We start from the raw sequence: 25,631 nt of genomic DNA, 5'->3' as shown, positions 1-25,631 counted from the left end.
CCAAAAACTTCTACGTTTAATGTTTTTCTTGTTCACCAATACTGTTGCTATATCACAAGATGACTGTGATAAAGACCACTGATTATTTTTAATCAGTGGTCTTTTTATTCCTTCGCTTTTTGTTTGAACTACGCATAATTTTTTCATGTTTTATTACAAGTAAAGCCGCATTTACAATAATGTTATTGAAATACATAGGTTATTGATTATAATAAATGTAATCGAACGTGTGTATTTAGTGACCGTTTTATAAAAGGAGACTTAAAAATGGATAAAGCTAGACTTCAATTATTTTGTCAGACACTACCCGGAACGACACATGATTACCAAGTAGACTGGCAAGCAGATCGTTATCATGTTGGCGGGAAGATGTTTGCTATGATGGGAGGAGACTCTCAAAGAAAGCCAATTATCACTTTAAAGTGCGAACCTACTCGTGCTGAAGAGTTAAGAGAAACCTATCAAGGAATTATTCCTGGGCATTATATGAATAAAACACACTGGAACTCTATTTATTTTGATTCAAATCTATCCAACGATCTATTAGAAAATCTAATTCTGCATTCCTATAAGTTAGTTTTTGAAAAACTAACTAAAAAAGTCCAAAACCAAATTATTTCGAAGTAGTTTTTAACAACATCTTTAGTGCTATTATTTTTGTTTTCCAATTGAAAGAGTAACTTACTCTTTCTTTTTTTAATTTATATCGGATTTTGAACCCAGCCCGTTAATTTGCCCGACCGTGCATCCGACCAATATAATAAATCCCTAACGCGAGTAACAAGGCAGAAATAATAAATGCCCGACCTTCAAACGCAGTAATCATTGTCGTCATAACTTCCATCCCTCCCACTGATACAACAACCCCACACTCCGTTTATAACGTATTCCTCCGCCGCATAACCACATAATACATTACATTTTTCTCTCGTTTATCAAAAGCAGCCTTCGACCGTCCGATTTCAGACAACAGTTCCCCGTTACGGCCATTCTCGACTCTCATAGCCTGTAGCTGCTGGATAAGATAATCCCTCTGCATTTGCTTCATGCCGCCATCGCCTCCTCTTCGCCAAGTTCCGAAAGGAGCAATTGCACAGCTCCCTCCGGTGACTAGTCAAACTCAATAAAGGATTCAGCGTTGTAGCCGAATTTCTCTTCGACCATTTCCTGCGTAAATCGCTTCGGGACAAGGAGCCCGAATACTAAGAACAGTTACCGAGAGTTTCCCATGAGTGAAAATATCAATAATCTTTTACTTGTTTACAAAGAGTGGCATGAGCAGTCTATGGCGCCTTACCAGTCCCGGAACCCGCTTGGCTATGTATTTTCATTACTTACGCCGGAGAACCCCTTGGAGAACGGGACATGAAGTGTGTGATCGACTTGATATGCGAAAAAGAAAAAATTACCCACTTCACACCCCATTATTTTAGGCATACATTCGTTACGATCCAGTTATCAAATAACATAACGATTTCCACTGTTGCTGCACAAGTGGGAGATACCCCCGAAACGATTTATAAAACATACGCTCACTCGTTTGAGAAAGATGAAATTCAGGCATCTAATTTAATGGATGAAATCGTCAGTTTAGATTCTTTCGAAAAAGATAAAGAGTGAAATTGGGGTACGTGGTATTTGCTCATTTATCAACAACAAAACCACTTGGGGTTTACGTATTGCAGAAACTCCATAAACGCTGATATATCAATGTTTACAAAATAAAAAACGCTCGTAATTTCAACGGGCGTTTCAACAATTTTAGGATAACCATTTCGGTGGTGTGTCTTTTGCCCAATAGATATCACCGATTGAATGATGAGCTGTAAATTCATCAGCGGCAATATGATAGTGAAAATTGTAGTAGTAGCCGTCTTTTGGCCTTTTTTCAGTACGTACGTGGAAACGGATAAGATCTTTTCTGTCTTCTAGGTCGTATACATTGAAAATTTTCTCTGAGTAGTCTCCGGCAGGTTTTTCACTGATAGCAAGTCGGCGTTTATGTACGTCTCCTGAACTTGCAAGTGTCGATTGGATGGCTTCCTCAATTTTCGGGAAAATAACGCTGTCAAACTCATCGGCGATTACCGGACCGACTTTTGTTCCAAATTTCATGTACGATAGCTTCTTCGCAGACGTGATAAATAAATCTTCTATTGAGTCCGAATTATCTTCTAAACTATCATCGACTAACGAGTCTTCTAATCCGATTGAATAATCATTACTTTGTGATGGCCCAACTGCATGTTTCGATACATTTTTGTCTTGCAAGTTTGTCCAAATTTCATGATTCGGTGAAATAGCACCGAATGTCAAGAGTGCTACGGCAACAATGAGCGTTTTTTGTAACCATTTTTTCATAACATCTCACCCGCAATTGATTAAATTTTTGTTTATTAGTAGTTTATTTGACGAAAAAGTATTGAAAAGGTTTCTTCTTTCTTATTTTCATTGTACAATAAAAATGAAGATAATTGTATGTTTTTTTGAAGGAGGGTATCACTGATGGATGTGAATCTGTTTATCGGTATCGGAATGCTGGCATTGCTTGTGTATCTTAGCTCATTGAATTTCACCCACTAATATCAATAAACGCCGTCGCCCTCTAATTTGAGGAGGACGGCGTTTTTCATTTTTCGATAAAAGCGAAATGAAACTTCGTATTCGGTCTGATTTTTCGCTCCATATTGAATTGCTCAAATACGGGTGAATCAAACCGGTCTTTCACAACAACACGTCGTTTACATACACGAAGTGCTTGCTTAATCCACTCAGCTGTCAGCACACTATGTACGCCAGCTTGACGTAGCGGCGTAAAATTGGACGATTCCGTAATAGGTGCATGAAACATCGGATCCATATAGACAATATCCCACGATGAATCAGCTTGATGGCTCAAAAACTCAATCGCTTCCGACTGGACGACCTCAATTCGAGTCATGGCCTGAACTAGTTGCTCCGACTCAGATGGGAACGAGCGCAGTCCTCGTCTGGTTATGAACGCGACAGCTGGGTCTGCTTCGACGCCCAACACTTTGCCGCTTTCACCTGTAACGAAAGAAGCAATGATACTGTCGGAGCCAAGCCCAAGTGTACAATCGAGAAACGAATCATCTTCTTGTAATTGAGCTATCTCAATTAACGGATCCATTTCACCATTCAATAGCCTTTTCAATCTAAACGCTGCAGAATTGGGATGAAAGAAAAATGGTTCATCCATTCCAATACGATACAAATCATAGCGGTTTTTTCCCGCTACAATAACATCCGAACTGTGCGTGTTTTGTATTCGGGAAACCGCTTGCTTTTTACGTTCGACAATAGGATAGCCTAGAGTTTCAGACGCTTCTAGTGCTAGCTGCAGCGATTGATCATCAGGCCTGCCAGCGGTCGTGATGACTGTACTCATTATTTACAAACTTGATCGAGTACTTCCGATAGATGGTCTTTAATTTGCCCCATCTCAAAATTCTCAATTTGTTCCCTTGGAATAAAGTACGCAAGTGCCCCATCTTTCCAAAGTGCGATAGAAGGTGAGCTAGGAGGTACTTCAGGGAAATATTCCCGCATCATAGCTGTAGCTTCTTTATCTTGTCCTGCAAATACTGTGAACAAGTGATTTGGTTTATGTTCAGCTTCCTGTAATGCTTCCCTTACTGCTGGACGTGCAAGACCTGCGGCACATCCACAAACCGAGTTGATAACGACAAGAGCTGTCCCCTCAAGTGTCTTCATTGTTTCTTCAACAGCCTCAGCCGTCGTCAGTTCCGTAAATCCATTTTGTGCAAGTTCTTCACGCATCGGTTTAACGATGCCCTTCATGTAATCATCGTAAGCGTTCATATTTAATAATCCCCTTTCAATCTATTTAAATAGTGCTTGTTGTTAATGGTTTTTCCATCTTTCATATTACCTTGTCCTACGTATTTTTTCACTAAATAGCGACTATATAGCTAACTTAATTTCAACTTTTCGATTAGTTCGAGGATTGCAATGAAAATTCTACCCCAAATACTAAACATTATTTTACATACCTAATTATTCATTATTGGGAGAACATACGTCGTAAGAGGTGATTTTATGGCAAAGTTATTTCATATCCTTGTTATTTTATGCTTGATTTTTCCATCCATTATTTATTCGGAAACAAATGCTTCAGATGCAAAAGTAGCGTTTATTAGGGATGGCTATTTGTGGGTGAAAATTGATGATAAAGAAGAAGTACTGACTGTTGAAAAAGCAACATACCCTTATCCTCCACAATGGTCCTTCGATGGGAACTTGCTTCTTTATCAAAAAGAAGTCGAGGAATTAGTAAATGAACATAAACAGACCTCAAATCAATTGTGGGTATATGATATGAAAACAAAAAAGCACAGTAAAATCATTTATGATGGACGAAATCCAAAATGGTCTCCAACTGAAAATATTGTTGCTTTTATTGATGGTGACGTATTGAATGTATCGGATTTTAAGAAATTCTATAATATTGCTTTAGGAGTAAACGATTACGAATGGCAGCCTGATGGGAAGGGTTTTATTGCCTCCTCTAGTGCTTCTCTTCGGCCGGATGGATGGACCAATCCTGTCCTGTATACGATTTCTATAGCGAATGGTTATCAAAACATCGGAAATTTAACGAAAAACGTGACAGAATTCTTCGTGATTCCAAAAGAAGTAGTGAAAGACGACGTGAAAGTTCCTTCGATAAACGCGGAATCATTTGCTTATTCTTCAGATAAACAATGGATATCCTTCTTTGTGACTCCAACAGCTTCATGGGCGATGGATAGTGATATGCTATGTGTGATTTCTGTAGACGGAAAAGAATTTGAAGTATTAGATGAAGTTATCTGGGCATTCACTCCAAAATGGGCATATAGCGAAAACTTACTCGGTTATATTGCCGGCGGCGGAAGAATTGTTTTTGGTTTTAAAAATAAAAATCTAAAGGTAACGGAAATTTCCACTTATCATTCTATAAACCTAACGCCAAAAAACTATGCGGAGATGGATTTTTCATGGGTTAATGATAGTTCGCTTATTGTTTCAAGGGTAAAGGAAAGTGAGTGGTCAAATGACGCTGAGAAACGCCCTAAAGCTTCCTTATACTTTTTAACGCTAGCTGGTCAAAAACAACTAAAAATAACGACACCACCAAAAAATAAAGGTGATTATAAGCCCGAATATTTACCTTCAATCGATAAAATAACTTGGTTACGAAAAAGCGATTTCGTTTCTGCTAAAGGTGATTTATGGGTGGCTGATATTGATGGTGGCAATGCAAATTTATGGATACGTGATATAGGGTTGTACACCTTTTTCCCCTCGGAGTAATCTGATGAAAATTAAAACAAACCATCTTCCCTTATTAGGAAAAGATGGCTTGTTTCGTTTTACACCATAAAATTAGGATCTTTCAAGAACCCTTGGCGAACGACAGCCCTTTGGTGGCAAGAGTATCACTGATAAGATCCATGGCTTTTGGACCCGTACCATGTAAATAGCTTCCCTGAGGTTTAGCGAACTGTTCATGCCGCAAGTAACCGGTACCTGAAAGCGCTCGTGTTGCCGGTTTTGATAATTCGTTTGGCAAATCCCTTTCGATGGCATTGTCGTTGTGCGGCACAATAATTTCCCCCTTATTCGATGAAGATGAAATAGTAACAGCTATTATTTTCTAAGCTCGCTCTTTATGCTATTTCAAACTCACCATAATCGCTATTGTAGCTGATGGTTCTTATTTCACACTCCTCAAAATAAATGACACGCACTTACTTACCATCTACCAAAAGGCCACGCTCAATCGCTACATACAAGAGCCCAATTGCATCCGAGTCCGTCAATGTTCCCTTCAATAATTTTTCATGCCAAGTTGCTGATAACGGGCCATCTGGCATCTTTTCAAGTCGTTTTAAAACGGCGCTTGTCGAATTGATAAGTGATTGCGATGATGGTGTATACAACTTATTTGTTCCTTCCTTTGGTGAAAGTATCTGATTGCCTACGGAAGCAGTTAGCAGTTGCAATTTAAAGTATATAGCCAATCCTTCTGCGATTGCCTCACCTTGGGCTTGCAAATAGTGATCATCCCGTAACTTTAGTATGTCAACTGTTGAATCCATAAAGCCTCCCTCACTTAAGAATGCTGGCATAGCAGATTCCCGAAGAACGTGGAAGTTGGCACGCTTCATACCACGATCACTCAACCCCATGGCCATAACAATCCTAGGATGAATAGCACCAGCAATTTCCTTTGATTTTGGATTCGCTGTTGGGTTGTCCATTGTATATGTTTCAATACCGCTATGGCTGCCCCACTTATCCGTAAGGGTATTATGATGGATAGAAGCATATACATCGGCTTGCCATTCGTTCGCTAGAGTAGTGCGTGTAGCAAGCGGAACATCTGTCTGACCGGTCGGATCATCCACACGTAGAATTTCCACATTTTTGTATGTCTTTAGTTTAGCAATAGCGTATTTGGCTACTTTATTGTTAAACGACCACTCCCGTTCGTCATCCGGTGAACGTTTACCTGGTGTATTGAATCCGTGCCCAGCATCGATTACGATTTTAACCATTTTGTGACACCTCCTTTTTGTGCCCTATTAAAAAGTATTTGTTTTTTTAAATTGCCACAGCAATCCAAAGATACTTTTCTATCTATACTATTCACAAAGCGTTTTTGAATGGCGGCACTTGTCCGATTTTAAACAAATATGTAGAGGACATGCCAAAACTTAACGTTTTCAGATGTCTCAATTATATTGAACAAATGAATAATTATATAAACAAAGCGAAGGCGCTTTTCAAAAAGTAGCCGGAGCCCTAAGACCGGCGATATCCCCTTGTACCGGAACTAGACTTCTTTATTTCAACAAATATATTTAGTTGATTCTCAAGACTTTTTGAGTTTAGTTTTGTTAAACGGCAATCCTAATTGTTTCCTATAAAAATTGAAATTCAGTTCGACGTGGTGCAATAAACGCTTATTTTTATCAAATAACTTTAAACTATCTTCGTAGTGTTCCCATCGGATTTCCTTTTTAATGGACCAAATAATCGAATCTAAATCAGGATCAACTAGCTCATAGTTTCTTTTAATAACGTCTTCAATTTCAAAAAAAGACTCTTTTGTAATCCCGTCATATCCGTCGCCTGGCACAATTGCCGCTACTAGTAACTTTAATACTGGAGTGTAAACGTTTTTCAGGATTTCTGTTTTATATTTAACCGCTTCGTTTCGAATCTCTTTCATTAGTTGAAAATGATAGTTAAAAAAACTTGTGATGATGATTGTAATTGAAGAACTGACTAACGCGATGATGACTTCTTTCACTGCCTTCTCTCCTCTATTTATCCGATATAATCATTATATTCAGGTCACGAAAGACAGTGTCTACATTATCAGACAATAAAAAGCAGCCACCTACTCAAATGAGTAAGTGGCTGCTTTTAAACTCTGTTAGTTTTGTTCGACTTTTTCTCTTGAAAGTCCGAAATACGCGAGGACTGCAATTAAACTTGAAGCGAAGATAATGGCTCCCATCGGAATTGCGGTTTCTTCCCCTGCTATTCCGACAAGTGGTGCCGTAATTGCGCCTAAAATGAATGGCAGTAAACCAAGTAATGCGGATGCACTACCCGCAATATGCCCTTGCTTTTCCATTGCGAGTGAAAAGGATGATGTCGAAATAACACCAATCGAAGCGACGAAAAAGAAGATAGGCACAACGATTGTGAAAAGTGGACCATTCATTAACACGGCTATCAATAGCAATGTACCTGAAGTGATAGAGATGAATAAACCCGATTCTAAAAATCGTTTTTCTGAGACCACACCCGTTAAGCGCCCTACTACCTGGGTCCCGATGATTAGTCCAAATCCATTCATACCGAATAATATGCTGAATGTCTGTGGTGAGACTCCGTATATATTTTGATAAACAAACGGTGTCCCGGCGACATAAGCAAAAATGCCGGCCATGATGAAACCTTGTGCAAGTGCATACCCCATGAACTTTCTGTTTTTTAACAGAGACAGAAAGTTTTTTAATGTATGAGATAGATTACTTGGTACGCGCATTTCTTCTGGCAATGTTTCATCCATTCTCCATAGAACAATGACAAATAGTAAAAAGCCGATTACGCTTAAAACCGCAAATACACCAGTCCACTCAGTAAACGCAAGGATGCCCCCTCCAAGAACTGGTGCGAGGATTGGCGCTAAGTTATTAATTAGCATGAGTAAAGCGAAAAACTTCGTCAATTCTCGTCCGCTATATAAATCTCTGACGACAGCCCTTGAAATGACGATACCCGCAGCAGCAGCAAAGCCTTGCAAGAAACGTGCCGCAATGAAGAACCCGATATTCGGGGAAAATACACATAAAACTGAAGCGACAAAATAGACAATAAGTGCAATAAGTAACGGCTTTTTCCGTCCATGGACATCACTCATTGGGCCAAGAATTAGTTGACCTAACCCGATACCTAGTAGGCAGGCGGTTAGGCTTACCTGTACATAGGTAGCCGTAGTGCCAAAAGCACTTACGATTGTCGGGAATGAGGGTAGATACATATCAATTGTTAACGGACCCATCGCTGCTAGTGTTCCGAGAAGTAATGCAAATCGTATTCGTTTATTTCCTTTAAGTGGTCCCATGATTACTAACGACCTTTCTATAATTTAAAAACTTCCTATGTATGTGATGAAATCTCTAAAGAAGAATCACAAGTATCCTACTATATCACCAAAATGCCATACATTAAAGAAGGATGATTTAGTTTCAAACCATCCCCCCTACTTTATCAATGAAATCAGCATTATTTAAGGAATTCTTTATAAGCGATAACCTTTAATGCTAGAATTTCTTCCTCCGTTAACTTTCCTTCAATATCTTTTAACAGCTCTTGTATTTCCTCATTCGACATTCCCTTTTGGGCGTTGGATTGAATAGCTTGGATTTCACTAAACCCAATTTTTTTGATTAATACTCTTGTTGCCTGCTCTTTCGTTGTGAAAGGAAGATTACTACTTTCAACATTTGCACCTTCTTCAATGAAACGCATTAATTCAGGGTCATTTGCTACCATTTGTTTAATTTCGTTTAACTGTCCGCTATTTTCTAATTCAGCAGTTACAACGTTCATTACTTTGTCGGATGCAATATTAGTTCCAACATAATAGATTCCATACCCAGCTGCACCAATAATTAATACGATGAGGAGAAGGATCTTCAACAGTTTCATATGTCTTCCTCCCATTTTCAATAGATTAGGAAACTATAAAATCTCATAGCGTGGATAAGCTGCAACATAGAGATTTCATATCTAGACTCCAGCGTTTTTGTTCTTTAGAAAAAACGTTAGCAGAATGTAATTTTTCACATCCACTAACGTTTAACATATTGATAATTGTAGTCGTTACTTTACTCTTTTGAAGTCGTACGCGCCTCTGTCATTTGCTTCCAAACAGAACCTTTAGCATCTTCACCTTCAGCAATTCGTGCAATGGCCATCCGGATTTGAAGTTTCACTTCAAACTCTAAATCGTTTTCAGCCTCTTTCAAAGCAGGCAACGCCTTGTCAGTTCCTGTTTCATATAAAAACATAGCCGCACGCCAACGAACCAGTTTGTTTTTATCATTCAATGTTTCGATTGCCGCCTGTTCGAACCCTTCAAATCCAAGGTCGCTCATGCAGTCTCCAGCCGTTCGACGCACTGCCCAACTTTTATCTTTAAGCGCTTTTTCTACATATGGAATGACAGCGTCGTCTTCAATCATACCAAGATAGACCGTTGCAAGGCGTCTGATTGACATCTTTTCATCGTCCAGTGCTCGTTCGAGAAGTGGTGCATCCGACATGTCGGGGTCAGGGATTTGATCCAGCAGTTGGAATCTAGTCTCCCATTGATCCACTGAGAACTCCTCCAGTGAAATTTTTCTTCCGCGCTGGATATTTTCACTTTGTCCTTCATTTGCCATACGGATAATCGCTAGCAAACGTTCTTCTGGATACGCCGCCTCTATTTCTTGGATCACCGTTTCACCAATTTCAGCTTTTTCTCCGTAACGGATTCCGTAATCTGCCCATTTACGTAATAATATATAGTTTTCCACTTCACGTCCATGAACCTTTTCCATAGCTTGCACAAAACGTTCACTTAGTCCAAAACGTTCCTCAGATTCGCTATCGAATACTTTCACTTGAAGGGGAATATCTTTGTAGGTCTGAACGTGTACGTATACTTCTCCGTAGTTGTCGTCAATCTCTTCCATAGATTCAGTCTGATCACTTTTCTCTTCATTGAAAACAGCCTGAACGTCTGCAAGAATTGATTCCCATGCGACATTACCAATTCGCTCGACGGCCATGAAGTTCATGACATGATAGATTCCTTTTACGCCATGAATGTTCAATAATGCTGAAGCTGGATAGGATGCTGTTTCTGCATCACTTTTTTTATAATTATGACTCGTCCCTTTTGGTAACTCTGTGTCGAGCACGATTTTCATGGAATTGGGACTTGGTGTTGGTTCGATTGTTACGATTTTCATTTGTATTTGCCCCTTTCGTTAGGATTTATTCAATTCTTGTAAAAAAGACCAACGTTCAATGAGTGTTTCATATTTGCCGTTCAATTCGTCAAGTGTTGCCGTCAGTTCTCTTAGCTTATCGTAATCGGAGCCAGTGGATGCCATTTCTGCCTCCGTAGCTTCGATTGACTTCTCTACATTTTCAATAGCTGATTCAATTGTTTCGTACTCTTTCTTTTCAGCGTACGACATTTTCTTTTTGGTTTCCTGCTGAACCGGTATCTCTACCTCAACGATTGGCTCATGTGCCACTTTTTCTTTAGGTACATAGGTTTCAAGGAAGTCAGAATAGATACCAAACCATGTGTCGACATCCCCTGATCCATCCATTACCCATAGCTTTGTTGATGTTCGATCTAGGAAGAATCGATCATGTGAAATGGTGATGACAACGCCTGGGAATGTATCGATGAACGTTTCCAGTACTGAAAGAGTCTCAAGATCGAGGTCATTTGTCGGTTCATCCAAGAGCATGACGTTCGGTTGTTCCATTAACAGTTTCAACAAATAGAGTCTTTTTCGTTCGCCACCTGATAATTTACCGATGGGTGTCCCGTGTGCTTGTGTGGGGAATAAAAACCGTTCTAGCATTTGCGAAGCTGAAATTCGTACTCCATCAGCACCCTCAATATCATTTGACGTATCACGAATGTATTCGATAATTCGCTTTTTCTCATCCATAATTGGCGTGTGTTGTTGGAAATGAGCAATTTTCACTGTCGTTCCTTTGTCGATGATTCCACTGTCCGGTTGACTTTCTCCAGAAAACATATTCAATAACGTCGTTTTCCCTGCCCCGTTAGGTCCGACAACAGCGATACGATCACCTGATTGAAGGATACTAGAGAAATTATCAATGATTTTTCTTCCGCCGAACGACTTCGAGATGCCGACCGCTTCAATCACTTTCTTACCAAGACGTGTCGACTTAAGCGCGACTTCCATTTCTCCACCCGTATCTTCTTTTTTGACTTTCTCCGATAGGTCATCGAAGCGGTCAATTCGTGCTTTTTGCTTTGTCGATCTCGCTTTCGCACCTCGTCTAATCCATTTCAGTTCTGAACGGTAGCGATTTCGGAGTTTATCGTCCGTCGATGCAGCCATCTCCGCACGAATGGCTTTCGATTCAAGATAATTCCCGTAGTTACCTGTATGTGCATATAACGTTTTATCTGCAAGTTCATAAATATTGGTGGATAACTCGTCCAAAAAGTAGCGGTCATGGGTAACAAAGATGACAGCTCCTTGTTCATTTTTCAAGTAATCTGACAGCCACATAATTGAATCGACGTCGAGATGGTTTGTCGGTTCATCGAGTAACAAGAGATCGGCAGGCTCAATCAATACTTTTGCAAGTGTTACCCGTTTTTTCTGTCCGCCTGAAAGCTCGCCCATCTTCTTATCGAACGTTTCAATACCAAGTTTCGACAAAATCGTCCGTGCTTTTGAGTTTATATCCCAACCAGATAGATCGTCCATCTCGATTTGAAACTTTGAATATTGTTCCTGGTTTAGTGAAGATTCCGGATCCGCAGAAAGTGCTTGAAGTGCGTACTCATACTCTAAGTTGACCTTGATAATCGGTGCGTCACTCTTGAACACCGTTTCCATCACTGTAAGGTCCGGGTCAATTTCTGGCTCTTGTGGTAAATAAACAATACGGTATCTATTCGGATGTTCGGCCGAAATCGAATCAGCTTGTTCGACTCCTGCAATGATTGACAATAACGTCGATTTGCCTGTTCCATTGATTCCGAGTAGGCCTACTTTTTCTCCGCTTATGACCGTAAACGCTATATTTTTAAACAATGTTTTCTCCCCAACAGTCTTCGTGAGGTTTTCGATTATCAATTGACTCATAACAACACTTCCATTTCTAATATGTACCTCATCCTATCATAGCCGATTTACCTTGCTTTTTAAAAGAGTATTGTACTATCGCATGCATCTTATTAGTTGAAAAATGCATGTTACCCGAGAAGTATTGTTCCAAATTCCACAAAATGGTACGATTCTATCCATAAGATTTCCGCGAAAGGATGTGATGATCATTCGTTTGACAGTTAATGAATCCAATATCTATAACGAGGTTGAAATCACTATCAACTGTCCACAAATTGACAATGAACTTGAACGATTAATCAAACAGATTAACCAACTACATATAACCTTAACTGGAACAAAAGATGGGCGGACATATTCCCTTCTCGTCGATAACGTGTATTATATTGAATCGATTGATAACCGTTCGTTTCTTTACAATGAAAAAGATATCTACGAAAGTGACTTGAGGCTATACGAGATTGAGAAGTTGCTGGCAAGCACACATTTCATCCGCATTAGTAAAAACTTAATTGTCAATACAGCTCTAATTGACAGTGTGCGAGCCTTATTTAATGGGAAGTTTGAAGCGTCTTTGATGAACAGTGAAAAAGTCATCGTCAATAGACATTACGTCAAATCTTTCAAAGAAAAATTTTTAACGTGAGGAGGAGATCATTTTGGACCTAGTTAAGCATTACATTTCAGCAAGTTGTATTTCATTCACATTTAGTAGTCTATTTTATCTTTTTTTTAGTTGGTTAAAAGTTTTCCCACCTATGGATCAAGCAATGATTGTTCATATGCTGATTATTTCAATTTGCATCATCTGTTTGATTTTTATTACGCATCAGTTACCCATTCAAAATCCGCTCATTTTAAGGTTCATTGAATTACTAGATGTCATCATTGTACTTCTTGTTGCAGGTGCAGTTTTCAAAGTTTTCCCATTCACTTGGTATGATACACCGTTCATTATCACTACTGGAATATTGACTTATATCGTAGTCATTATCGTTACGTTTATGGGTAATCAAATGAGCGCTACGCAAATTAACGCCGCCATTGCAGGTAAAAAAAGGGGAGTCCCTATTGACTAACATAATTGAGGTAATTGGATTGTCGAAATCATTCGGAAAAATAAAAGCTGTAAACGACATCAGTTTCTATGTAGAAAAAGGCGCCCTCTTTTCTTTTTTAGGTACGAATGGTGCTGGGAAATCGACGACTATTTCAATTCTCTTGACGCTCCTCCAGCTAGACAGTGGTCATGTCTATGTAAATGGTTATACTGTCGGCAAGCACGACCAAGCCATTCGCCAGGAAATCGGCGTCGTATTTCAAGAGAGCTTACTTGATCCTTTATTGACCGTCAAAGAGAATTTAGCGATTCGGGGATCTTTTTATGGGATGCCGCGGCAAGAACGTAACGTTGCGATTACTCGAGTTATGGATATCGTGGATATACAGTCTATTTCGAATCGACCTTATGGGAAATTATCAGGTGGACAACGACGACGAGTGGATATTGCGCGCGCCCTTATTCATAAACCGAACATCTTAATTTTAGACGAACCGACAACAGGGCTTGATCCAGAAAGTCGAAAAAACATATGGGCTACCATACTGCAACTTCAAAAAGAAACAGGTATGACTGTTTTTCTAACGACACATTACATTGAAGAAGCAGCAAACTCGGATTATGTTGTCGTTATGAAAAAAGGCAGCATCGTGGCAAAAGGAACTCCTGAACAGTTGAAAAATAACTATTCAACAGATTTACTGACAATTTCTACGGAGCGAGCAGATGAGCTGCGAAGCTTGCTCATGTTAGATGGATTGGATTTCGATGACGAAAAGTCGCTGTTTACTATCCGCCTTAATCATACGACGGAAGCGATACCAATTTTGGTGAAATTCACTTCTTTCATCTCATCTTTTGAAGTGAAGAAATCCAGTTTGGATGATGTTTTTATCGCCATCAATGGAAAGGTTGGGAATCCGGATGATCGCATTTGCTAAACGGAATATCTTATTGTATTTTCGGGATAAAGCCACTGTCTTTTTCTCACTTCTAGCCGTCATTATTTTAATCGCATTGTACGTTTTATTCTTAGGGGATATGACCGCCAAAGGGCTTCCGGACTTCCCTGCAAAAAAGGCAGTGCTCACTACCTGGTTCATTGCAGGGATCCTAGCGGTAACCTCTATGACAACGACACTCGGCTCATTTGGCATCCTGGTAGAAGATCGCGCAAATAAAACATACATGGATTTTTACTCTTCCCCTATTTCAAGAACAAAGTTGGTGGGTGGCTATATCATCAGCGCATTGGTTATAGGTTTTATCATGTGTATGATTACGCTTCTTGTTTCAAATCTATTTCTCTTCGTTTCCGGAGAAGTGGTGCTGTCGTTCGGTAAAATGATGGCGGCAAGCGGTGTAATTATCTTATCCGTATTAGCTAGCGGATCAATGGTGCTTCTGTTGGTTTCCTTTTTCAAAACGTCAAATGCATTTGCCGCAGCAAGCACGGTTATCGGAACACTTCTTGGTTTTTTAGCTGGCATCTATATTCCGATTGGTGGACTGCCTGATTACATCCAATCAGTTGTCAAGCTGTTCCCGGTTTCCCATTCAGCCGCACTGTTTCGGCAATTAATAATGGAGGCACCCCTTCTAGAGGCCTTCTCTACCGCGCCAGTTGCCATGAAGCAAGCATTCGAAATTGATATGGGCATGTTATACGACATCAATGGTAAAAAAACTACCCAGTTATTTAGTATTATGTATCTCTGTGGTACAACATTGCTTTTTTTCGGACTATCGTTACTTGTTATGCGAAGGAAAAATAAATAAGCTTACACGTGCACATAGAGGGTGTTCCTCAATGCACGTGCAAGCTTTTATGTCATTCATTAATTCACCAAACGTCCCGTTATTCCTTGCGCTTCCCAGTAAGCATCGCGAATTTGGACTTTTTGAATTTTGCCAGATGCTGTTTTTGGAAGTTCATTGACGAAAGTTATGCCTGTAACTGCTTTGAAATGGGCTAACTTTTCTTTGCAGAAAGCAATAATTTCCTGTTCGGTTGCGTTTCTATGCTCGCGTAATACAATATATGCGTGAGGTGTCTCTCCCCACTTCTCATGTGGAACCGCAATGACAGCAGCTTCCAGTACCGCAGGGTGTTCGTATAGGACACCTTCTACTTCAATCGATGATATATTCTCTCCGCCACTAATGATGACATCTTTCTTTCGGTCTACGATGTTGATATAACCATTTTCATCAATAGTCCCCATGTCCCCTGTTAAAAGCCGGCCATTTTGCAACGCTTGTTCCGTTGCATGATCGTTTTTCCAATAGCCTTTCATAACACCATGACTCCGCACTGCCACTTCCCCGACTTGTTTCCCGTCATGGGCAACTTCCACTCCATTTTCATCGACAATCCTAACATCGCTACCAATCATCGAGAATCCAGCCTTCGCTTTCAATTCAGTCTGTTCATTTTTTGACAACCCGGTCAAATGCGAGTGGATCGTTGAAATGAGGCTAAGCGGAGAGGATTCCGTCATACCATATACTTGGATGAACTCCCAACCCAGCTCTTCTTCGACCCTGACGATGAAGGCAGGAGGTGGTGCAGATCCTGCAATCACCACGCGAATGTCTTGATTGATGACCGGATGATGCTGATCATGATACAGCAGCAACGCATTTAATACGGTTGGTGCCATATGCAAGATGGATACTTTATGTTCTTGAAGTGCTTTAAATATGGATTCAGGCGTCGATTTTCTTGAACATATATGTGTAGCCCCATTTGCCGTGTAGTAAAAAGGAGAGCCCCAGCCATTGACATGGAACATTGGAAGAACGTGCAAATAGACGTCCGAGTCAGTGACCCTCAAATGATGCATCGTACTAAGCGCATGTAGATAATTATTACGATGCGTCAACATGACCCCTTTTGGATCTCCCGTTGTTCCACTCGTATACAGTAAGCTACAGACATCATTTTCATCCAGTTCTGCACGGTCAAATGCATCAGATGAGTAAGTAGCAAGCCAGTCGTCATAGGCCGTTTCTAGTGTTTCTTGATCTTTGTAGTGAACAATAATATGCTTTACCGTTTCAAATTGATCGATCACTGGTTTAATTAAGCCATAGAGATCTTGGTCGACAAAAAGAACTTTGGCTTCACTATGATTTAAGATGAATACGTAATCTTCCGGCTTTAAACGAATATTGAGCGGAACCATTACTGCACCAATTTGAAAAACGCCATAAAACCCTTCCAACATTTCAAGAGAATTCCCTGCTAAATAAGCGACCCTGTCCTCTTTTCCAATCCCTAACTCGCGTAGCCCTCTAGAAAGTTGGTTTACTCTATTATTCAGTTGTCGGTATGTAAAAACACGTTCTTCACAATGTACCGCATCCTTTTCTCCATACAAAGCAACTGCTCGATCGAGAAATTGCGGTAATACTAGTGGCATATTCATATAGATCACCTCACCATTTTGATATAGTATATAACACCTTGAATTTTCTGTCATTAGCAATTGTGCAACTTAGTGAGTAATTAATATGGATATGATTTATTAATAGAATGGAAAAAGTCTGATCTGTTAGCTAGAAAGCTCACTAACAGATCAGACTTCCTTATCTCATGCTTTACACTAGAACGGTCCAAAGTAGCATCGTAACTATAATTGTTGTTACGCCTTGTAACAGCGTTGCCATCGTTTGTGCCTTATACGCATCCGTCACTGTCATGCCACTAAATTGTGTAACAACCCAGAAGAAGCTGTCATTCACATGGCTAACAGTCATTGCTCCGGCACCAATCGCCATTACTACAAGCGCAAGTGGAATCGCTCCTTCAATTCCCATTGAAGGCAATAGTGGTGCTATTAATGTTGAGGTGATGACAAGTGAAGCAGTCGAAGATCCTTGGGCTGTTTTCAATGCGGCTGCGATAATAAATGGAATAAGGAGGAACAGAGCACCACCCGCTAACGCCTCCATATTCATGTTTGCGATAAGGTCTGCAATACCTGAATTTGAAATAACTTTCCCGAATGCTCCTCCTGCCCCAGTAATAAGAAGAATAGGAGCAGCTTCCTTCAATGCATCGCCAATCCAACCTGAAAGCGTTTCCTCATTAAATTTAGGAAGTAACAAAAACGATGCCAGCACACCGAATAGAAGCGCGACGGATGGTGCTCCTAAAAATCGTAGGAAGTTGATAAAAGCAGTGTCTTCGCCAGTAAGTGCTGCCACAGAACCGATTCCAATCAATACTATTGGCAGTACAATTGGCAAGAATGCTTTGAACGTGGAAGGCATTTTCCCGAACGATTCAACAATCTCTTCGTAATTCAGTCCGCCTTCCTCAGTATCTTCCGGTACTTCGATTTTTGAGGCTACTTTTACTGCCCAGAAATAACCAACAATAACTGCTGGAATCGCAACGAAAAGTCCAATTAAAATAATAGTCCCTAGATAATTTTCCGCGCCGATATTACCAGCTGCAGCAATTGGTCCCGGTGTTGGCGGAACTAACGTGTGTGTCGCATACAATCCGGTTGCAAGTGCAACTGACATGGATGCAATCGCCACTTTTGAACGTTTCGCCAATGCCTTTTTCAAACTTGCTAATATAATGAAGCCAGAATCACAAAAAACAGGGATTGATACGATATAACCGATGATTGACATTGCCAACTGAGGGCGCTTTTCACCGATTACTCGTAAAACGACTTCCGCCATTCTATATGCCGCACCCGACTTTTCTAGAATGACTCCAATAATAGTCCCCGCGACAATGACAATCCCAATCGATTTCATTAATCCGCCGAATCCTTCATTGACATTTTCCACTACTGTGAGCAACGGCATGCCTGAAGCAATACCGACGAAAAATGCGCCAAGCAGTAAAGATAAAAACGGATGAACTTTAAAAACAGCTGTCAACACAACAACGAGCACAACACTAAGTGCAATAACTGCAAATAACATCTCTACACCCCTTTTGTATAGTTAGTTAAATAATTCTCCATTACCAACTTTGTTTTCGCTCTTAAATAATGACTTGCATGCGCAATCGACTCTTGTGATGAAACCGTTCCGTCTGTAATCGCATGTAATTCGTTGAATATGGGCGCCAATAGATCCCGGCTCTCTTGATCTATCACACCTGAAATAAGAATGATTGGCTTTCCCTCTTTATAGGCCACTTTCGCAACTCCAAATGGTGTTTTACCCGATAATGTCTGACTATCAGTTTTGCCTTCACCTGTAATAATTAAATCTGCGTCAGTAATTTGTTTGTCGAATGAAATCGCATTCAACACAACGTCGATACCCTGTTCCATTTCCCCAGGAAAAAAAGCTTGAAAAGCACCTCCGGCTCCCCCTGCCGCACCTGCTCCTTTTTTCCCGTGAAGAGAAATGCCGGTTAGTTGTTCAATTACATGGGCTAACCTCATCAAGTTTTCGTCAAGTCTATTTACCATCGCAGGACAAGCCCCTTTTTGTGGACCGAAAACAGCGGAAGCACCAGTTGGCCCGACAAATGGGTTACTGACATCACACGCAATTAGGAAAGTGCTTTCTGAAATTCGTTTATCAAAATCATGCATATCGATTGCATGAAGATTACCAAGTGAACCTCCCCCCCTTGACAATTCCACTCCGTTTCCACCCAGAAAACGCATTCCAAGTGCCTGTAACATTCCTACACCACCGTCGTTTGTCGCACTTCCCCCAAGCCCAATAATAAAATTGCGTAAGCCCGCGTCAAGTGCATGAACAATCAATTCGCCCGTGCCATAAGTCGATGTAACAAGTGGATTTCTTTCCTCTTCGTGTAACAGCATCAATCCAGATGCTTCCGCGATTTCAATGACAGACGTTTTCCTATCTCCAAGAACGCCATAAGCCGCCCCGACTTCTCGGCCAAGCGGATCTTGTACGACGACGGATACGATTTCTCCCCCCGTAGCGCCAACCAAACTGCTCATCGTTCCTTCCCCGCCATCAGCCGCAGGAAGCATAACTGTCTCGATAGAGGGGTCAGCATCATAAATGCCTGCCACCATCGCTTCAGCTGCTTCAACGGCCGTTAAACTACCTTTAAATGAATCTGGTGCCACAACTACTTTCAAAAATACTTCCCCCTTAACTAAAGCGCTTACTAATAGTATAGTTGAGCTATTCAGATAATACGTTATGCTAATTGTATAGAATTACCCGTAATATTTCCGGAAAAGTTATACATGGGGGATAGAATAATGCTGACAAAGCAACTTGCAGATGAAATTGTTGAACAAACGATGGTCCGGTTAAACCGTAATTTGAATGTCATGGATACGAATGGAATGATTTTGGCTTCAGGTGAAGAACAGCGCATCAACAAAATACATGAAGGTGCAGCATACGTCGCAAAAACGAAGGAAATATTATGGATTACAGAAGAAAACATGGTAAATTGGCATGGCACAAAACCAGGCGTCAATATGCCGATTCATTTTCAGCAACAATTAGTTGGTGTCATTGGAATAACCGGTAATCCTGCAGATCTCCGAGAAATCGCAACACTTGTACAATTAACAACTGAAATGATGGTTCACCAGTCACTCATTACCTCGCGGGCGGAATGGAAACGGAAGATGAAAGAACTGATTTTTGAAGAGTTAATTAGCGGTGAGCCGCTTTCGTTGATTGTTAAGGAGAGACTTTCTCTTTTGGGATTTAGCACAATAAATCCATACACAACACTTTTAATCGAATTTAAGAGCTTCCTACCTTCCTCTCAAAGAATCATTGAAAAATTGGAGGATCAATTTGAAAAAAACTCTGTTCTCATTGGACATTCACAATTGAATGAGGTATTCATTTTAATTAGCGGAATGACTGAAACTACTTTGAAGAGAAAACTTTCTATTTTACTACTTACTTTGCAGAAAGACTCCCTTGTCAGAATTGGCGTTGGCTATCCCGTCAATTCTTTAGATGAAATTCGCTACTCCTATACTACCGCCAAAAATGCATTGCAATTTGCACAACCAACACAACATCTCATATACTTTGAGGATGTCGAGTTATTGGCCCTACTGAAAAAAAACGCCTCATCGAGTGAGACGTTCAGATTTTCAAGTAGAGTGTTAAAGGGATTGAATGAACAAATGAAACGTTCACTCTCCATCTATTTTTCTTGTAATCAGAACAACACTATAGCTGCTGCAACCTTAGAAGTTCACCGCCACACATTAACGTACCGGCTTCGAAAAATAGAAGAAATAAGCGGCTATAACCCAACCCTCTTTCATGATGCAGTTTTATTGAAAATCGCTCTTTTACTAGATGAAAAATAGGTATCGATCCCCCTTAAGCTATCCATTGCCTAAGGGGTTTTCCACATTTTCTCTATTCAGTTTTCTCGATTACCGTTCTCCCTCCCGCATACAACCCACTTGCGGATAAGCCCATCATCAAACCCACAAGTATACCTGCCTTAATGTCTTCTGGATAAATATAAATAATGCCCCCTACAACACCGAAGAGTAGTGATATGAACGGCAGTAGCCGCCTTGGCATCCCATACATCTTCAATAATTCCACGATTCCGATGATAAGCGGAATTAAAACGACATCATAGATTTCCAACGTTTCTCCTCCTCGAATAATTAGTCTACAATCGGATAACTGCTCAATAAAGTAAATGAATACGTAAATTTACATGTGAAATCCAGTGGAGGTTCAACGGATTGGATGTGAATGTACAGAATTGTTGGTTGCATATAGAGCCAATGGTTATGTAATGAACTAACAATCAGCCTTTGCCGGGAAATAGAGTGCATGAATACTATGACAACTGACGTGCATTGCACACTTTGAGCTGCACCTTTTAAGGATATTCATCGAATTTAGCATCTACATCTCCTACACTCTATGAAAAGTGACATGGATACATGTGTATTAATCTCCCAGACTTTTACTATATAATTAATTTATTATCATAAAATATCTATTTATTAGATTTAGAAAATTATCACTATATCGAAACGTTGTAATATAAACGTTAATTGAAATAACAGCGTTTCCAATAATTATTTTTGACAATTGAAAACGTTTAATTGTATTATAGTGAAATATGAAGGAGGCATCATCATGTCACAGCTAACTAAGAAACAGATCGTGGAGAGTGTTCCGCAAAAAGGCTTCTTCGGGCACCCGAAAGGTTTGTTCACATTATTCTTCACGGAATTCTGGGAACGGTTCTCGTATTATGGTATGAGAGCAATACTCGTGTACTATATGTACTACGAAGTATCAAATGGCGGACTTGGATTAGATAAAACTATCGCCTTGTCCATCGTGTCAATCTATGGTTCGCTGGTCTACATGTCAGGTATTATTGGCGGCTGGTTAGCTGACCGGGTATTCGGTACCTCAAAAGCAATTTTTTATGGTGGAATATTCATTATGCTTGGTCATATCGCGCTTGCAATTCCCGGTAACATTTCACTGTTCTTCGTTTCGATGATTCTTATCGTAATTGGTACAGGGTTACTAAAACCAAACGTCTCCAGTGTAGTTGGTGATATTTACCCTGAAAACGACAACCGTCGTGATTCAGGATTCAGCATCTTCTATATGGGTATTAACTTAGGTGCATTCATCTCACCACTTATCGTTGGTAGTTTAATGAAAACAAGTTTCCATCTAGGATTCGGTGTTGCTGCTATTGGAATGTTTTTCGGTTTATTAATGTTCGTTTTGACAAAAAAGAAAAGTCTCGGCTTAGCGGGTACACAAGTAGCGAATCCATTACAACCGTCCGAGAAAAGAAAAGTATTCTCAATTTTCGCAATTGCGGCTGTAGTGATTGGGATTCTTGTTGCAATTGCCATCCCTCAAGGTTGGCTGACTTTTGAATCATTCATTATAATTGTCGGTATTCTCGGCTTCCTTATCCCAACGGTTTATTTTATTGTTATGTATAGGAGTCCAAAAACAAATGATGTGGAACGGTCCCGAATAATTGCGTTCATCCCGCTCTTCTTATCAGCTGTCGTATTTTGGGCAATTGCCGAGCAAGGTTCAACAATTCTTGCAGTTTATGCAGATACACGAACAAACCTTAATATTTTTGGCTATCAAATTTCACCAGCCTTTTTCCAATCATTTAACCCATTGTTTATCATTACAATGGCTCCTGTCTTTGCATGGCTATGGATGAAACTTGGTGATCGGCAACCGAATATTCCGCAGAAGTTCTCGTTAGGTCTTCTGTTTGCCGGTTTATCATTCATCATTATTTTAGTGCCCGGCTATTTAGGTGGGACAGATGCTCTCGTGAACCCACTATGGCTCATCCTAAGCATCTTTGTCGTCGTCTTAGGGGAACTGTGCTTATCTCCGGTAGGATTGTCAGCTACGACTAAACTGGCGCCGGTAGCGTTCTCTGCGCAGACGATGAGTCTGTGGTTCCTATCGAATGCTGCTGCACAAGCGCTTAACGCACAGATCGTTAAATTATATAAACCTGAAACTGAAATGATGTATTTTGGAATCATCGGTGGAACAGCGATTCTATTAAGTTTCCTCTTATTCGCAATGTCGCCGGTTATCCAACGATTTATGAAAGGCGTACGCTAATACAATTGAAACAAAACAAGCAGCCCTGTGAGTTTACAGGGCTGCTTGTTTTGTTTCAACATAAGTCTTAAATCTTGCATTTAACAACCTCGAGTAAACTAAACATAGGATAGTTTACAGTAAGTTCCCCGTTCTATTGGATGAACATATAGTATCTAATAGAATGAAATAATACGTTAGTTAATATGGTCAAGGAGTGATAACTTTGAGAAGAAGCGACTCAGTATTCAATACGGGATTACAAAATAACGATAGTTCAACGGATACTGGTGCTAAAATTTCATTATGGGGTTCAGCAATTTCTACCTTAGGGGATGCCCTACAAACCCTAGGGGCCGCTATTTCAATCGAAGAAAGTAGGATTTCTGACATCCAACAGCAACAAGAACTTGATAAATTACAGAATCAAATTGACGAATTAAAAAATGATCAAGTACAGAATAACTCGCAGAGTACTGATATTGAGAAACTCAATAAGTTTTTGGAGATAATTGTTAAACGCTTAGAAAAGGAAGACGATACAAAAGAAAATTAAATACGCAAATTGAGTGGAGTAAAATCGCAAGATTCAAACTCACTTGAAAATATCAGTTTTTAATTCGTTTACAAGCTTCACTAAATTATTCGTCATCTACTTTCCAATATTATGATTATGATAACAAATTGTACTGATTAAGATTAAATCATCGCCAGTTCGCAATAACCACCGATTCTACCATGTCCCTCTATTCTCCATATGAATTACAAAACCACGGTCACAAGCGTAATGAATTCCCTTGAGGCGGACAAAACAACTAAATAGCTTAGTAAATAACAAATCGCAGTCTTTTCAACGCAGAACAATCAATATACAAGACTTTTTGAATGCTGATAACTCTAATGTGACAAAAGGAGAATTATTATATTTCGAGTTTCTTGATTAAGACCTTAACTTTTAAGAACCTGTCACGTTTCAAGCATCTATTACGACTGATAAAAATTCAAGCGACAAAATAGCGATAACTTCGCCCCTACTATTTGAACTGTTAAGGGCGAAACATTCGAAGGAATAAAAAAGTACTTATTTATATTGAACAAATAGAGAGCGAAGTCGCCTAACGAAGGAAAGTAGGCATCACCTCCCCCTAGATAATTCAATGGGTTCTTAATTTCAACATATCTTTTGCACTATACACAAAATTTTTTTTAGATTTAGCGAGAAATTAAACCACTTAGTGAATCTAGGTGGTTTTTTTGTTTATTTAACTTCTGAAAAAGTACGATTTCTTCTGTTTTTTTGCTTCATTCAAATAGAGAATTTGGAATCTCAACTCAATCATACATTTTTAATTTCAGAATAGAAGAAATTAATTATCCTGTTGAATTCATTTTTATAATAAATTGTTTTTCTATTACTATTTCAATGATAAGATGAATTTGACCCTATTTTTAGATTAGAATGAAAAGGAGGATAATTATGATTGTTGGCTTGTCTATTATTTTAATACTAGTTTTATTTTTGCCGTTCACTGTAAAAATAGTTGAACGGAACTTAGAAGTGTTTTTATTCATTATGGGGATTTCCGCGGTCCTTGTCAGTCAAGTACTTGACTCAACTTTGATCGTTAAAGCCCTGGAGGATCCGATACATATAACCCTAGCCGTTATTATCGCTGGATTAGTATTCCGCTGGTTACAAAAACCTTTCGAAAAAAGTATACGAGGCATGAGCAAAGCAATTCCATTTCGCTTATTCTTAGCACTTATCGTTATCGTTTTAGGAATCCTTTCTAGTGTCATTACAGCAATTATTGCAGCAATTGTCCTGGTCGCAATAGTAGGCGTTTTGCGCCTTGACCGTAAATCAGAAATCCGTCTTGTCATCATTGCTTGTTATTCAATTGGGCTTGGTGCTGTTCTTACACCAATCGGGGAACCTCTATCAACAATCGCAACAAGCAAATTGGATGCAGACTTTTTCTATTTACTACGATTAATCGGTCCTGATATCATTCCAGGCGTCATTGCTTTTGGAATACTGGCCGCAATCATAATCAAGCCTTCAAACAAGTTGAACAGTTTAAAAGTTAATCAAGGAACCGAATCGTATATGGATATTATTATTCGTGGGATTAAAGTATATCTGTTCGTAATGGCCCTTACACTGCTTGGTGCAGGTTTCGAACCATTTATCGAAAGATACCTATTAGATTTAAACCCTCTTGTATTATATTGGATTAACATGATTTCAGCAGTGCTTGATAATGCTACATTAGCTGCAGCAGAAATCAGCCCTGTTATGAATGATTCGACAATTAAAGCCCTTTTACTTGGACTGTTAATCAGCGGAGGTATGTTAATACCCGGAAACATCCCAAATATCATAGCTGCCGGAAAACTTAATATTAAAAGCAGTGAGTGGGCTCGTTTTGGTGTTCCGATTGGCTTGATTGCAATGGTTATTTATTTCATAGTGATCGTGACTGTCGGATGAATTGAAAAAAGGATGTAAATTGAGGGGTTCCCCATTTTACATCCTTTTCCGTTTCTTA

The 25,631-nt window shown here is 39.7% G+C and carries 26 protein-coding genes and 1 pseudogene; 11 read left to right on the top strand and 16 right to left on the bottom strand.

Going from position 1 to position 25,631, the window contains the following annotated elements:
* The first annotated feature begins 267 nt into the window (after positions 1-267).
* Positions 268-627 (top strand): MmcQ/YjbR family DNA-binding protein, encoded by a 360-nt coding sequence (locus tag MKY15_RS18285; RefSeq protein WP_342538184.1) that lies wholly within the window; start codon positions 268-270, stop codon positions 625-627.
* A gap of 250 nt (positions 628-877) precedes the next feature.
* Here MKY15_RS18285 and MKY15_RS18280 read toward each other — a convergent pair whose 3' ends face one another.
* Complete coding sequence (locus MKY15_RS18280) at positions 878-1,048, bottom strand: hypothetical protein (RefSeq protein ID WP_342538182.1); 171 nt, start codon at positions 1,046-1,048, stop codon at positions 878-880.
* A 317-nt stretch (positions 1,049-1,365) separates the two neighbouring features.
* Here MKY15_RS18280 and MKY15_RS18275 point away from each other — a divergent pair, with 317 nt between their 5' ends.
* Positions 1,366-1,620, top strand: coding sequence for a hypothetical protein (locus MKY15_RS18275; RefSeq protein ID WP_342538181.1), 255 nt, complete (start codon positions 1,366-1,368; stop codon positions 1,618-1,620).
* 141 nt (positions 1,621-1,761) lie between these two features.
* Here the strand turns inward: MKY15_RS18275 and MKY15_RS18270 are convergent, their stop codons facing one another.
* The 3 genes from MKY15_RS18270 to MKY15_RS18260 all read right to left on the bottom strand — a co-directional run bounded on the left by MKY15_RS18270 (position 1,762) and on the right by MKY15_RS18260 (position 3,843).
* Positions 1,762-2,361 carry a YpjP family protein gene (locus MKY15_RS18270; RefSeq protein WP_342538180.1) on the bottom strand — a complete coding sequence of 200 codons (600 nt, stop codon included), beginning with the start codon at positions 2,359-2,361 and terminating at the stop codon, positions 1,762-1,764.
* Between the two features lie 268 nt (positions 2,362-2,629).
* Complete coding sequence (locus tag MKY15_RS18265) at positions 2,630-3,409, bottom strand: class I SAM-dependent methyltransferase (protein ID WP_342538179.1); 780 nt, start codon at positions 3,407-3,409, stop codon at positions 2,630-2,632.
* A complete protein-coding gene (locus MKY15_RS18260; protein ID WP_067209080.1) occupies positions 3,409-3,843 on the bottom strand; it encodes a BrxA/BrxB family bacilliredoxin in 435 nt (144 codons plus the stop codon). The genes MKY15_RS18265 and MKY15_RS18260 overlap by 1 nt, the downstream gene beginning before the upstream one ends.
* A gap of 354 nt (positions 3,844-4,197) precedes the next feature.
* Between MKY15_RS18260 and MKY15_RS18255 the strand changes: the two genes are divergently transcribed.
* On the top strand, positions 4,198-5,337 hold the full coding sequence (locus MKY15_RS18255) for a TolB domain-containing protein (protein WP_342538178.1): 1,140 nt from the start codon (positions 4,198-4,200) through the stop codon (positions 5,335-5,337).
* A gap of 82 nt (positions 5,338-5,419) precedes the next feature.
* On the opposite strand, the gene MKY15_RS18250 is transcribed toward MKY15_RS18255, so the two are convergent.
* The 7 genes from MKY15_RS18250 to MKY15_RS18220 form a co-directional block, all read right to left on the bottom strand.
* Positions 5,420-5,629 carry a DNA-binding protein gene (locus tag MKY15_RS18250; protein WP_342538177.1) on the bottom strand — a complete coding sequence of 70 codons (210 nt, stop codon included), beginning with the start codon at positions 5,627-5,629 and terminating at the stop codon, positions 5,420-5,422.
* A gap of 145 nt (positions 5,630-5,774) precedes the next feature.
* Entirely contained in the window at positions 5,775-6,584 is an 810-nt protein-coding gene (locus MKY15_RS18245; protein WP_342538176.1) for an N-acetylmuramoyl-L-alanine amidase, read from the bottom strand.
* Between the two features lie 317 nt (positions 6,585-6,901).
* Positions 6,902-7,342: a hypothetical protein gene (locus tag MKY15_RS18240; RefSeq protein WP_067209070.1), complete on the bottom strand. Its 441-nt coding sequence runs from the start codon at positions 7,340-7,342 to the stop codon at positions 6,902-6,904.
* Between the two features lie 126 nt (positions 7,343-7,468).
* A complete protein-coding gene (locus MKY15_RS18235; RefSeq protein WP_342538175.1) occupies positions 7,469-8,668 on the bottom strand; it encodes a Bcr/CflA family multidrug efflux MFS transporter in 1,200 nt (399 codons plus the stop codon).
* A 161-nt stretch (positions 8,669-8,829) separates the two neighbouring features.
* Positions 8,830-9,255 (bottom strand): hypothetical protein, encoded by a 426-nt coding sequence (locus MKY15_RS18230; protein WP_342538174.1) that lies wholly within the window; start codon positions 9,253-9,255, stop codon positions 8,830-8,832.
* Between the two features lie 179 nt (positions 9,256-9,434).
* Positions 9,435-10,565: a conserved virulence factor C family protein gene (locus MKY15_RS18225; protein ID WP_342538173.1), complete on the bottom strand. Its 1,131-nt coding sequence runs from the start codon at positions 10,563-10,565 to the stop codon at positions 9,435-9,437.
* A gap of 18 nt (positions 10,566-10,583) precedes the next feature.
* On the bottom strand, positions 10,584-12,464 hold the full coding sequence (locus tag MKY15_RS18220; protein WP_342538172.1) for an ABC-F family ATP-binding cassette domain-containing protein: 1,881 nt from the start codon (positions 12,462-12,464) through the stop codon (positions 10,584-10,586).
* Positions 12,465-12,648: 184 nt separating this feature from the next.
* Between MKY15_RS18220 and MKY15_RS18215 the strand changes: the two genes are divergently transcribed.
* From MKY15_RS18215 to MKY15_RS18200, 4 genes are read left to right on the top strand one after another with little or no spacing between them, the layout of a single operon-like run.
* Positions 12,649-13,092: a LytTR family DNA-binding domain-containing protein gene (locus MKY15_RS18215; protein WP_342538171.1), complete on the top strand. Its 444-nt coding sequence runs from the start codon at positions 12,649-12,651 to the stop codon at positions 13,090-13,092.
* Between the two features lie 13 nt (positions 13,093-13,105).
* Positions 13,106-13,525 (top strand): hypothetical protein, encoded by a 420-nt coding sequence (locus MKY15_RS18210; protein ID WP_342538170.1) that lies wholly within the window; start codon positions 13,106-13,108, stop codon positions 13,523-13,525.
* Positions 13,518-14,447, top strand: a complete 930-nt coding sequence (locus tag MKY15_RS18205; protein WP_067209047.1) for an ABC transporter ATP-binding protein — start codon at positions 13,518-13,520, stop codon at positions 14,445-14,447. The genes MKY15_RS18210 and MKY15_RS18205 overlap by 8 nt, the downstream gene beginning before the upstream one ends.
* A complete protein-coding gene (locus tag MKY15_RS18200) occupies positions 14,431-15,285 on the top strand; it encodes an ABC transporter permease (protein WP_338652426.1) in 855 nt (284 codons plus the stop codon). Before MKY15_RS18205 ends, MKY15_RS18200 begins: the two co-directional genes overlap by 17 nt.
* 59 nt (positions 15,286-15,344) lie before the next feature.
* Here MKY15_RS18200 and MKY15_RS18195 read toward each other — a convergent pair whose 3' ends face one another.
* From MKY15_RS18195 to MKY15_RS18185, 3 genes are all read right to left on the bottom strand, one after another.
* Positions 15,345-16,937 (bottom strand): long-chain-fatty-acid--CoA ligase, encoded by a 1,593-nt coding sequence (locus tag MKY15_RS18195; protein WP_342538169.1) that lies wholly within the window; start codon positions 16,935-16,937, stop codon positions 15,345-15,347.
* Between the two features lie 172 nt (positions 16,938-17,109).
* Positions 17,110-18,456 carry a GntP family permease gene (locus tag MKY15_RS18190; RefSeq protein WP_338652428.1) on the bottom strand — a complete coding sequence of 449 codons (1,347 nt, stop codon included), beginning with the start codon at positions 18,454-18,456 and terminating at the stop codon, positions 17,110-17,112.
* A 2-nt stretch (positions 18,457-18,458) separates the two neighbouring features.
* The gene (locus tag MKY15_RS18185) at positions 18,459-19,604 is read right to left on the bottom strand and encodes a glycerate kinase (protein WP_338652429.1); all 1,146 of its coding nucleotides are present in this window, start codon (positions 19,602-19,604) and stop codon (positions 18,459-18,461) included.
* A gap of 126 nt (positions 19,605-19,730) precedes the next feature.
* On the opposite strand from MKY15_RS18185, the gene MKY15_RS18180 reads away from it, so the two are divergent.
* Positions 19,731-20,813: a sugar diacid recognition domain-containing protein gene (locus MKY15_RS18180; protein WP_342538168.1), complete on the top strand. Its 1,083-nt coding sequence runs from the start codon at positions 19,731-19,733 to the stop codon at positions 20,811-20,813.
* 52 nt (positions 20,814-20,865) lie between these two features.
* Here the strand turns inward: MKY15_RS18180 and MKY15_RS18175 are convergent, their stop codons facing one another.
* Together MKY15_RS18175 and MKY15_RS18170 are read right to left on the bottom strand one after the other, a co-directional pair.
* A complete protein-coding gene (locus MKY15_RS18175; RefSeq protein WP_067209032.1) occupies positions 20,866-21,105 on the bottom strand; it encodes a hypothetical protein in 240 nt (79 codons plus the stop codon).
* Positions 21,106-21,125: 20 nt separating this feature from the next.
* A pseudogene (locus MKY15_RS18170) lies at positions 21,126-21,302 on the bottom strand (DUF1259 domain-containing protein); the annotation flags it as partial.
* A 307-nt stretch (positions 21,303-21,609) separates the two neighbouring features.
* Here MKY15_RS18170 and MKY15_RS18165 point away from each other — a divergent pair.
* From MKY15_RS18165 to MKY15_RS18155, 3 genes are all read left to right on the top strand, one after another.
* Positions 21,610-23,100 (top strand): peptide MFS transporter, encoded by a 1,491-nt coding sequence (locus tag MKY15_RS18165; protein ID WP_342538167.1) that lies wholly within the window; start codon positions 21,610-21,612, stop codon positions 23,098-23,100.
* A 205-nt stretch (positions 23,101-23,305) separates the two neighbouring features.
* A complete protein-coding gene (locus MKY15_RS18160) occupies positions 23,306-23,635 on the top strand; it encodes a hypothetical protein (protein ID WP_067209027.1) in 330 nt (109 codons plus the stop codon).
* 921 nt (positions 23,636-24,556) lie between these two features.
* Positions 24,557-25,573 carry a DUF1646 family protein gene (locus tag MKY15_RS18155; RefSeq protein ID WP_340742067.1) on the top strand — a complete coding sequence of 339 codons (1,017 nt, stop codon included), beginning with the start codon at positions 24,557-24,559 and terminating at the stop codon, positions 25,571-25,573.
* Positions 25,574-25,631 lie beyond the last annotated feature (58 nt).

Source organism: Sporosarcina sp. FSL K6-1540, assembly GCF_038620285.1.
In the GTDB taxonomy this organism is placed as follows: Bacteria; Bacillota; Bacilli; order Bacillales_A; family Planococcaceae; genus Sporosarcina; species Sporosarcina psychrophila.
This window is presented reverse-complemented; position numbering and strand designations above follow the sequence as displayed.

Excerpts from the sequence above, each read along its gene's own strand:
- MKY15_RS18285 (WP_342538184.1), top strand. The coding sequence starts at position 268 with ATGGATAAAGCTAGACTTCAATTATTTTGTCAGACACTACCCGGAACG.
- MKY15_RS18280 (WP_342538182.1), bottom strand. The coding sequence starts at position 1,048 with ATGAAGCAAATGCAGAGGGATTATCTTATCCAGCAGCTACAGGCTATG.
- MKY15_RS18275 (WP_342538181.1), top strand. The coding sequence starts at position 1,366 with ATGAAGTGTGTGATCGACTTGATATGCGAAAAAGAAAAAATTACCCAC.
- MKY15_RS18270 (WP_342538180.1), bottom strand. The coding sequence starts at position 2,361 with ATGAAAAAATGGTTACAAAAAACGCTCATTGTTGCCGTAGCACTCTTG.
- MKY15_RS18265 (WP_342538179.1), bottom strand. The coding sequence starts at position 3,409 with ATGAGTACAGTCATCACGACCGCTGGCAGGCCTGATGATCAATCGCTG.
- MKY15_RS18260 (WP_067209080.1), bottom strand. The coding sequence starts at position 3,843 with ATGAACGCTTACGATGATTACATGAAGGGCATCGTTAAACCGATGCGT.
- MKY15_RS18245 (WP_342538176.1), bottom strand. The coding sequence starts at position 6,584 with ATGGTTAAAATCGTAATCGATGCTGGGCACGGATTCAATACACCAGGT.
- MKY15_RS18235 (WP_342538175.1), bottom strand. The coding sequence starts at position 8,668 with ATGGGACCACTTAAAGGAAATAAACGAATACGATTTGCATTACTTCTC.
- MKY15_RS18230 (WP_342538174.1), bottom strand. The coding sequence starts at position 9,255 with ATGAAACTGTTGAAGATCCTTCTCCTCATCGTATTAATTATTGGTGCA.
- MKY15_RS18225 (WP_342538173.1), bottom strand. The coding sequence starts at position 10,565 with ATGAAAATCGTAACAATCGAACCAACACCAAGTCCCAATTCCATGAAA.
- MKY15_RS18220 (WP_342538172.1), bottom strand. The coding sequence starts at position 12,464 with ATGAGTCAATTGATAATCGAAAACCTCACGAAGACTGTTGGGGAGAAA.
- MKY15_RS18215 (WP_342538171.1), top strand. The coding sequence starts at position 12,649 with ATGATCATTCGTTTGACAGTTAATGAATCCAATATCTATAACGAGGTT.
- MKY15_RS18200 (WP_338652426.1), top strand. The coding sequence starts at position 14,431 with ATGATCGCATTTGCTAAACGGAATATCTTATTGTATTTTCGGGATAAA.
- MKY15_RS18195 (WP_342538169.1), bottom strand. The coding sequence starts at position 16,937 with ATGAATATGCCACTAGTATTACCGCAATTTCTCGATCGAGCAGTTGCT.
- MKY15_RS18190 (WP_338652428.1), bottom strand. The coding sequence starts at position 18,456 with ATGTTATTTGCAGTTATTGCACTTAGTGTTGTGCTCGTTGTTGTGTTG.
- MKY15_RS18180 (WP_342538168.1), top strand. The coding sequence starts at position 19,731 with ATGCTGACAAAGCAACTTGCAGATGAAATTGTTGAACAAACGATGGTC.
- MKY15_RS18165 (WP_342538167.1), top strand. The coding sequence starts at position 21,610 with ATGTCACAGCTAACTAAGAAACAGATCGTGGAGAGTGTTCCGCAAAAA.
- MKY15_RS18155 (WP_340742067.1), top strand. The coding sequence starts at position 24,557 with ATGATTGTTGGCTTGTCTATTATTTTAATACTAGTTTTATTTTTGCCG.